Here is an 8,824-nt window from a genome sequence, read left to right as displayed (position 1 = left end):
ACGAACGATTCGAGCTCGGTGCGTTCCTCGTCTGAAAGATCAACCGTATACTCCTTGTTTACCATATCCTCTCTAACAGATTGTCTCTTAACAATCTATGGTTGACGAAGCACTAGATATTGTTTGCCCGCTGCTTTTCTCTGTGACCGCAGTGACAACATTCAGCGAGACGATACGGTTCTCGCGAGTAGTCGTCATTGTCTCGGTCTTCGCTTTCAGTTACTAATTCAATGGAAATCCGGTGTTCAGTTTCTTTCCCACAGTGTTCGCACGATTCAATCGTCGTTTGGAGAACGTCCCGGTCTGTGCTGACATCGTTTGGATTAGGAGGAGTGTCACTCATCTGCTAGTCCGATTCTCGTGGTCGGTTAGTATGACCATTTCGAATCGGATGATCCTGCGACGTTCGCCTCACAGTACCGTGAAACCGCTGGTCAATCGCCTCTCTCTGTCTTTTGGTCGAAGAGAGGAAGCGTGTGATCGCTTATTCAGTCTGAGCGGTGAACTCAACGATAGTGTCACTTGCAGTGCTCGCCCAATCCACCATTACGATAATTCCTTCTGCGCGAATGCCTGAGCTTCCCAGGGGACATGCAAAGATGGCAATGGTGTCCCCTGTGACGATGGAGCGTAGAACGTGGGATGGATGGGTTCGGTGCCCTACGTCCATTTTTATCTTGCTGCCAGACAGGCGAGTTGCATGCAAGGTGTGTTGCTGTTTCCTACCTACTATCGTCGCTTGCCGCCCTACAATATGAAAGTATGGGCTTCGTTTTGTTAACAGCTATAGCTGCTAATTCATGGAGGGTAATATCATGATTGTTCGACTCACCCGAGAACGTGGATGGGTAGGGGTGAGTTGAATCGGCTTTGTCGCGTTCCCACGTTCGTCGAGGGGCGTTTGAAGTGTGGTCTCTGTGTTAGCGAGTCGTACGCCCCTCATGAGAGATACCTAACTAGCTGATCAAAAGGCTACGGATTGGAGCAAAAAATATGGGTATCTGCGTGTCTACGTCTGTCTCTTGTAGACGAACGTTCCCGAACCAGTGGGTTCGACGGCGCCGCTGCTCGTGAGACGTGCGAGGAGCTTCGCCGCTTGGTCCGCGAAGTTGAGAATGGTGGATCTGAGCACCGACATTTGACGGGCGTACTATTTTCCTCCCAACTAAAAATATTAATATATTTATATAAAAAATTATAGGAAATTTGCAAATAGTATACACTCCAGTACGACTTACGCTCATGGTAGAGAGTCACCCCATTGACACCTCTCTCCTGCTTTCATCCCTGTGATGGATAGAAACATCCCTCAGCCACTGCTAGAGTGCCTGTTTGGCGATTTCCCTCGTCGATGCCTCTATTTGTGAATCCGGCCGTTGTCCTCCGAGCACCGTCGTCAGTTAATCATGTGGATCGAGTCCCTGCTGTTCCCACGTCGCTACCATCGTTGTAAGTGTTTCGTGCATTTGGATTCCGGTTTCTGACTATAGCCCACCGACGATTTTGCGATTTCATCTGCAGCCAACTGGTCAGTCGATGACCTCCAACATGCCATAAGATATTTTATGAATACGTGACAATGTCTATGGGGAGAACAATGCACGACCTGACTGGCTTTCAACGCGACCTCCTGTACGTCGTAACCGGATTAGACGACCCACATGGGCTCGCCATCAAAGATGACCTCGAAGACTACTACGAAAAAGAAGTCCATCACGGGCGACTCTATCCAAATCTGGATACACTCGTCGACAAAGGCCTGATCGAGAAGAGCGAAAAAGACCGTCGGACGAACATCTACACGCTGACTCAGCGTGGCCAGCGAGAAATCGAAACGAGACGAGACTGGGAAGAAAAGTATCTTAGGCAAGAAGTTGCAACAGCCTGATAACCCTATTTCGGATCCATCCTTTTGGTAATCTCTACGCTATCAATTAAACCCTCGTTCTGCCACAACACGAGTGTTTCAGCAAATCTTATTATATTCTATCTAAACTATATAAATATATATTAGTTATAAATTATAAATGGTTGGTTTCGGTTGATTGGGGTCTAAAACGGCGGATTACATCGAAAGTAGTGGTGTCTGTTCCACTTCCATATTTAATTTCAAATACCAAAACTGGAGAGTTAGCACACAGACAACACATAGTTGAGATCACATCCAACCTCTGCAATCGCGTCCTGCGCCTGGTCGATGCCTCGCTGGGTGAGAAACCCGTGAATCATGGCCTGATAGTTGCGATACCGAACGGAGACCCCCTCACTGATGAGCCGCTCGGCATACGCTGTCCCACCGTCGCGCAACGGATCGAACCCAGCCGTGCAAATCGTCGCGGGCGCCACCCCAGAGAGGTCACCGGCCTGCATCGGATCCGCGTACGGATTCCGTTCGTGAATCTCGCTCTCGTAGTAACACGCCCGAAACCACTCCAAATCACGCTCGCTCAACACCGTGCCCGTATGCTTCTCCATCGACGGTTTGCCCGGCTCAACGCCGACGGCAGGATACAACAGGGCTTGATACGCAAGCTCAGGGCCATCTCGCTCGGCGGCCATCAGCGACGTCACCGCCGCAAGCGTGCCACCCACACTGTCACCGGCGACCGCAAGCTCCCAAGTTGACCCAATCGCATCGGGATTCGCAGCGGCCCACTCGACTGCTGCATAGGTCTCTTCGACCGCGGCCGGAAACGGATGTTCCGGGGCGAGCCGATAGGCGACCGACGGCACGGCACAGCGGCTTTCCCGAGTCAACTGCCGACAGAGATGATCGTGGGTCGCGATGTCCCCGAAGACGAACCCACTGCCATGAAAGAACACGATGGTCGGAACCGGCCCCGACTCGTCAAGACGGTACAATCGCGTTCGAGAGGGGCGTCTGGCCCAGGAATTGTGCGGTCGTCCGTTGCACCGACCGGCAGTGGATCGCGATTCTGCAGCTTGGCGATCCAGCGAGTGAGCAGGCGGAACAAGCGTAGGCCCCGTTTGCTATGCGGGAGCGGGATATACTGCTGGTATTGGAGGGCGGTCTTGGCGTACGGATTGATGTCGTCGGCGTCCACTGCCGGCAATTCGGACAGCCACCAGTAAAACCCCCGGATTGTCTACCCCTGTCAATGTCTGGTTCGAACCGGCGGGTCAAAACGCGTCTTTCTGGATGCGTTGGGAATCAGACCACTTGTGCAGGTGCTACGCTGGCGAGTAATCGATTTTGCCTTCGTCTTCGCTCATCTCGACCCAATAGAGGCGCGTGAACGGAATGTGCAGATAGCCCTCGTCTTTGCGATTGACTCTGATTCCTTCGACCTTCCCAGAATCAGTTAGCAATACCAGAGAAGGTTTGAACCATCAGTATTCCAATTAGTGACAGTAACAGTTAAGAGCTATAATATCATTTATTATATCGACGGAAGGGTTGTCAGAAAGGGAAATGCAGTTGTTTCACCCACCCCCTTCTCCTGTCAGACTGAGATGGGTGGATGCCTGTCTGATGCCAAAACCACCCATCTTCGATAGCTCATTGTCTTGCTGGTTCGACTGAAGATTGTGTCAGTAAACATACTATTGTCAGTGTCACCAGCGCAACCGCCATGATGAGTGCATTGCGCCACCCATTAAGCAGTACTGCCGCAAGCCAGAGAACCGCAAAAGTACCAACTCGAAGTCCCTGTCGATAATCTCTCCGGGTAATTCCCCATTACACCGCAACGAGGAATGTGAGGAAGCCAGCAACGCCAAACCTGAGTTCAATGAGTGCCAGCGGTACCATGGTTCACTCTATCGACGTTGACTACTAAGAAATATCACATATTTTTCGTAATTTATCCTCAAGTGTGTTTACAATTTGAACAAAGAATCATATATAACATAATTTATATTATGTATGTGTGGAGAGAATACGAATTCGAATCAATGCTAAGCTTTTCCGCGCAGAGGTACTCATATGACCGACCTTTCCAGTCCCGATGTGCGAGTAACTCTTGTTGATAATCGCGATCGTCTTCCTCACACAGTCGACGTATCCACGGCCATGCACCTTTTGCCCCTACTGCCGTGTCATCGCCCCACTGGCGTTGATCGGTAATGCCGCATTCCGTCAGTCACCAGGAACGTCACCAACGTCTGGACTGAACTCTCCAGTATGCGTATACACGCCGCCAAGCAACACAAGTCCGGCACCAAGCGGGATGAGTGCGCAGGCCGCATACATCGGCACAAAGCCAATCGTTTCAACTGCCGGTAACGCGATAAGTGGGCCGAGTCCACCACCGATATCACCAAGGACATTGTTCGTGCCAGTCGCGCGTCCCATCCGATCAGCCGGCGTGAGATCGGCCAACAGCGCCATCAATGGGCCGCCGACGCCACCTTGCCCAGCACCGATGAGAAGACATCCTACGAGCAGTGATTCCGGTGAGGTCGCAAGTGCAAGAACAAGAAAGCCACCACATGCGAGGCCAAGAAATCCGAGGAGAATTGGAATCCGTGCGCCAAGCGTATCGCTCACTTTGCCACCGATCAACATGAAGACTGATCCAGCGAGGACGGTCGCTGCCATCAGGAAGCCAGACGTTCCCTGCGCGGAATAGCCCAACACGCTGACGTTGCGAGCGTCAAGGAGGATAACAAGTGTCGCGAACAGTACCCCTGCATACGAAAAGTAGAGGCCGAAGTTGACCAGGCCCGCGGTCAGCGCAGGTGCGCTGCAATCGATGTTCCACGGTTTCACTGCCGAACGGCCGTCACTGACGTGCGTTTCAGGGATAATTCTGTAAGCGAGTACACTTGCAGCGAGCGCGAAGGTAGCAGCGAGCGTGAACGCCAGCGACACACTGTAGAGGTCGCTCACCACACCCCCGAGAACGAGCCCTGCAGGGAATCCGAACGTGATGCCGGCTCGAACCAAGCCCATGCTCGTTCCTCGTGAGGTCGCAGAACTCACGTCGTTGGTGATCGTATACGCCGTCGCGAACACGAGGGCACTTCCGAGCCCCCAGGCGAGTCGTGCCCCGAGAAACCACGCCACAGGAAGCGTAGATTGCAGAGCGATGGTGTAGCCAAGCGTCGCAATCCCCTCGATGGCCAACCCTGCGATAAAGGGTGTTCGGGTACCGATTCGGTCAACGAGTGCTCCAGCAGGTGCGTTGGCGAGGACGCGCGCGAAGCGGTTGGCACTCAGGATTACGCCGACGAAAAATGCGGAAATACCTAACACATCGCCTAAATTCGGGAGGATTGGAAACACCACACCGCCGCCAAATCCGACAAAAAACGTACAGGCAATGACCGCAAAGACGACTGTTCGTGGCCGAGGATGTGACATTCACAGCCCTCCAGTACCGTCGCAATCGGACTGCTGCCAGACGTGACTTGGGTTACGATTGGTGGTATGAATACACAGACGTTGGGTCACGGAGTTTCTCTGGTAATGGATTCCCCCACAGTATACTATTAACGCTGGGATATTGTTTGGCAGTGCTTTCACGGTGTGTGGTACCTCGCTCACATTCTGTTCGGATGACGAGGAACTCGGGGATTGCAGGGGAAAGTTCGGTTTTCCATCGCAGGATGGCTTCTGTGTAATCTCGGGGAGCGGTGCGTATTCGTACGCGACTTACACTCCTCCCCTCACGTACTTCCGTAAGCGTTGCATCGTCGACAGTTCCCGTTTTTGGATTTCGGCAACCCGTGGTCAGGCGTCATTTGCGAGATATGCTTCGAGAACCTCGTAATGTACCTCCGGTTGTTCCCAGAACGGCATGTGACTACTTTCGTCGAAACAGTGAAGCTCGGCATCGGGAATCCGTTCAGCGATACCCTCAGCAATGTCCGGCGCAATCTCGTCATATTCACCGGTCAAGACCAATGTGTCCGTCTCGATTGTTTGAATTTCATCACGCACATCCCAGTCACGGAGCCGAGCAGTGTCAAGAAGAACATACTCATTCGGACCCCACATCAGCCCATACACGTCAAGGTTGATTCGGTCGAACGTCGATAAGACGGGTTTTGGATACGATTCAGTCCGGCAGACATGGCTCCGATAGGCGCCGTCCAATGCAGCCTCATACTCTGGCGCATCGTACGCTCGGGTGGCCTCACAGGATTCGATCGTCGCTTGGTCTTCTTCCGGAAGTTCGTCGAGTACGCTACGCATCGACTCGAACGCCGTTTGCGTATCCGCCAGTGTGTTCGCGAGGATGAGTTTATCGACGTGTTCACCGTACTCGATGACGTATTCCTGAGCGAGCATCCCACCCCACGATTGCCCATAGAGGTAAAGGCCACCAGCGGGGTCAATCGTTTGTCTCACTGCTTCAAGTTCATCCCGATAATGCGCGACCGTGTAGCGGTCAAAGTCGCCTGGCGATGGCTCGTCAGAACGACCGACACCAAACTGATCGTATAGATAGACGGTCAAACCATCACCCGCGTGTTGGGCCAACGGCGCCAGATAATCATGGGGCATCCCTGGCCCGCCATGGAGGGCTAGCAGAACGTCATCGCCGCTTCCAAACCGACGGTAGAAGAGTTCGTAGTCGTCGATTTCAAACGTTCCCTCACCATGCTCAATTTTGCTGAAGTAGTCGGGAAACTCCGTCATCGCTATGTTGAATGTCGTATGACGAATTAAAAAATAATGGGGGAACACTTACGCGCAACTGTATCGATTCAGTACCAATCTTACTTACTTGTCAAACTATGCGGGTATTTTCGCCGGCAACCGAGATTATTACTTCTCTTCATCGATAGGCCCGTGTATGGCATTGACACTCCTCGAACAGCTTGCACTCTGGGGTCCACCAATACTCATGCTGCTTTTGACCAGCATGTACTATCTGCGATGGGGAAAAGAAGCTGACGACAACAGTGAACGTGAATCGGCACAAACAGCTCTCGGTGGTGATCACTGATGGTGTCAACCGCGTCGATCACGTTCATTCTCTATCTGCTCGTCGTGCTTGGCATTGGTGTGGTCGGCTATCTATCGACGAAAACGTTCTCGGACTTTGCCATCGGCGGTAAGGGAATGAAAGACTGGGTTGTCGGTATCAGTGCCCAGGCCTCGGACATGAGCATCTGGTTGCTCGTCGGTTTGCCAGCAACATCGTACGCAATGGGCCTATCGGCGATCTGGATTGGTGTTGGTGTGATCGCTGGGACGGCCTTCAACTGGTTCTTCCTCAGCAAACGGATACGTCGGTACAGTGAACTGCTTGGGAGCATGACCGTCCTTGACTTCTTTGAGCAGCGTGTCCGCGACGACTACGGCATGATCAAATTCATCGGCTCGATTTCGCTCGTGATCTTCTATACGATTGCGACGTCTGGCGAATTCATCGGAGCTGGAAAAATCCTCAACGCCGTGTACGGCTATGATTTCTTCACTGGTGTCCTGATTGGTGGTGCACTCGTCCTTATCTACACGATGATCGGCGGGTTCATCGCCGTCTCGTACACTGACGTCCTGCAGGGGCTGGTGATGGCTGGGGCGGTCGTGCTCCTTCCCGTTATCGGGTTTGCAGGGATCGGTTCCGTCGCAACTGGTCTCACTGACCTTCAGCAAGCATCGGGTGCCTCACCTGGCCTCTTTGGCGGAACGGCGGGACTGCTTGGCCTGCTTGGCTTCTTTGCTGGGACAGTCGGCATCGGCTTTGGTTATCCTGGTCAGCCACATATCTCCGTGCGGTACATGAGTATCGACGACTATCGGAATCTCCGACGGGCGTCGCTCATCGGCATGGTCTGGGTCACCTTCGCGACCTATGGTGCTCTCTTCCTCGGCTGGGCGGCGGGCGCTCATCTCGGGAGCGTCGAGAACACCGACCAAATCATGCCGCTTCTGGCGCAGGAACTCTTGCCGGGGTGGCTCGTCGGAATCCTGATGGCAGGTGCAATTGCAGGGATGATGTCGACATCGGATTCGAAATTCCTTGTCGCGACGAATGCCGTTTCTTATAACCTCTACAAGCGATTTGTCAACGAGGATGCCACCGATCGCCAAATCCTATGGGTGTCGCGTGCGGTGATGGCTATCATCGTGGTCGCAGCAATTCTGCTCGCACAGCCAAGCGGCGTCGTGTTTACTGTCATTCTGGGTGGCTGGGCTGGTATCGGTGCCTCATTCGGCCCGCTTTTGATTGCGGCGTTGTACTGGGATCGGCTCAATCACTGGGGCGCCTATGCTGGTGTCATTGTCGGGATGGGAACAGTGTTGCTCTGGCTTGTCCTCGACATTGGCGTTGTCTACGAGTTAATACCTGGGTTCATCTTCTCGGGAATCGCGATCATCGCAGTAAGCCTCCTGACTGGTGGCCCATCCGAGGAAATCAAACAAGAATTTGAAACCGCGACTGGTGCGTCTGGTCTTCACGTCAAGGATAGTACCGGCAGAGGGACGCCCTCCGACGATTAGCTCCTCATCCGAAGACGACTATGTGTTTCGAAATTCCTTACTCAATTTCCGAAAGTAGTCTATAGGCACTCGTTCGCGAGTAGCTAACATCGAACTGTTCGTCCAACAGGCGTTGCACGAGTGGGATACTCCATTCATCGGCGTTGTAGCCAGCGTTTGCGGGCGGCTCACGTAATAGTTGTGCAACTTTGGATCGTTCCTCACAAGCAAGTTTCGGTGGCCGACCCGGACGGGCCTTATCCCAGGCTGCGTCGTGAACCAGTTCTTTCTCGAATCGGTGAAGCCAATTATCGGTACTTCCCGAGCGTCGCTTCGTGAGCTGTGCTGAGTCACGGATGACCAGAGTGAACGTTGGTGTAGTAGCTGAGTGAAGGAGAACTAGAGTCCACAGATGGAGAGAACCGA

Annotated in this window: 7 protein-coding genes and 1 pseudogene; 2 read left to right on the top strand and 6 right to left on the bottom strand. The window is 53.0% G+C overall.

What is annotated here, in order from left to right:
- Positions 1-112: 112 nt before the first annotated feature.
- Complete coding sequence (locus ACR3FF_RS23905) at positions 113-343, bottom strand: DUF7835 family putative zinc beta-ribbon protein (protein ID WP_458190631.1); 231 nt, start codon at positions 341-343, stop codon at positions 113-115.
- Positions 344-1,597: 1,254 nt separating this feature from the next.
- On the opposite strand from ACR3FF_RS23905, the gene ACR3FF_RS23900 reads away from it, so the two are divergent.
- A complete protein-coding gene (locus ACR3FF_RS23900) occupies positions 1,598-1,888 on the top strand; it encodes a PadR family transcriptional regulator (protein ID WP_458190630.1) in 291 nt (96 codons plus the stop codon).
- A gap of 242 nt (positions 1,889-2,130) precedes the next feature.
- Here the strand turns inward: ACR3FF_RS23900 and ACR3FF_RS23895 are convergent.
- The 4 genes and pseudogenes from ACR3FF_RS23895 to ACR3FF_RS23880 form a co-directional block, all read right to left on the bottom strand.
- A pseudogene (locus ACR3FF_RS23895) lies at positions 2,131-3,065 on the bottom strand (alpha/beta hydrolase).
- A gap of 127 nt (positions 3,066-3,192) precedes the next feature.
- Positions 3,193-3,330 (bottom strand): hypothetical protein, encoded by a 138-nt coding sequence (locus ACR3FF_RS23890; RefSeq protein WP_458190629.1) that lies wholly within the window; start codon positions 3,328-3,330, stop codon positions 3,193-3,195.
- 769 nt (positions 3,331-4,099) lie between these two features.
- Positions 4,100-5,326: an MFS transporter gene (locus ACR3FF_RS23885; RefSeq protein WP_458190628.1), complete on the bottom strand. Its 1,227-nt coding sequence runs from the start codon at positions 5,324-5,326 to the stop codon at positions 4,100-4,102.
- A gap of 369 nt (positions 5,327-5,695) precedes the next feature.
- A complete protein-coding gene (locus ACR3FF_RS23880) occupies positions 5,696-6,607 on the bottom strand; it encodes a proline iminopeptidase-family hydrolase (protein WP_458190627.1) in 912 nt (303 codons plus the stop codon).
- 309 nt (positions 6,608-6,916) lie between these two features.
- Between ACR3FF_RS23880 and ACR3FF_RS23875 the strand changes: the two genes are divergently transcribed.
- Positions 6,917-8,419: a sodium/proline symporter gene (locus ACR3FF_RS23875; RefSeq protein ID WP_458190626.1), complete on the top strand. Its 1,503-nt coding sequence runs from the start codon at positions 6,917-6,919 to the stop codon at positions 8,417-8,419.
- 37 nt (positions 8,420-8,456) lie between these two features.
- Here the strand turns inward: ACR3FF_RS23875 and ACR3FF_RS23870 are convergent, their stop codons facing one another.
- Positions 8,457-8,756, bottom strand: a complete 300-nt coding sequence (locus tag ACR3FF_RS23870; protein ID WP_458190632.1) for a helix-turn-helix domain-containing protein — start codon at positions 8,754-8,756, stop codon at positions 8,457-8,459.
- Positions 8,757-8,824 lie beyond the last annotated feature (68 nt).

The organism is Haladaptatus ordinarius (assembly GCF_054177595.1).
This window is presented reverse-complemented; position numbering and strand designations above follow the sequence as displayed.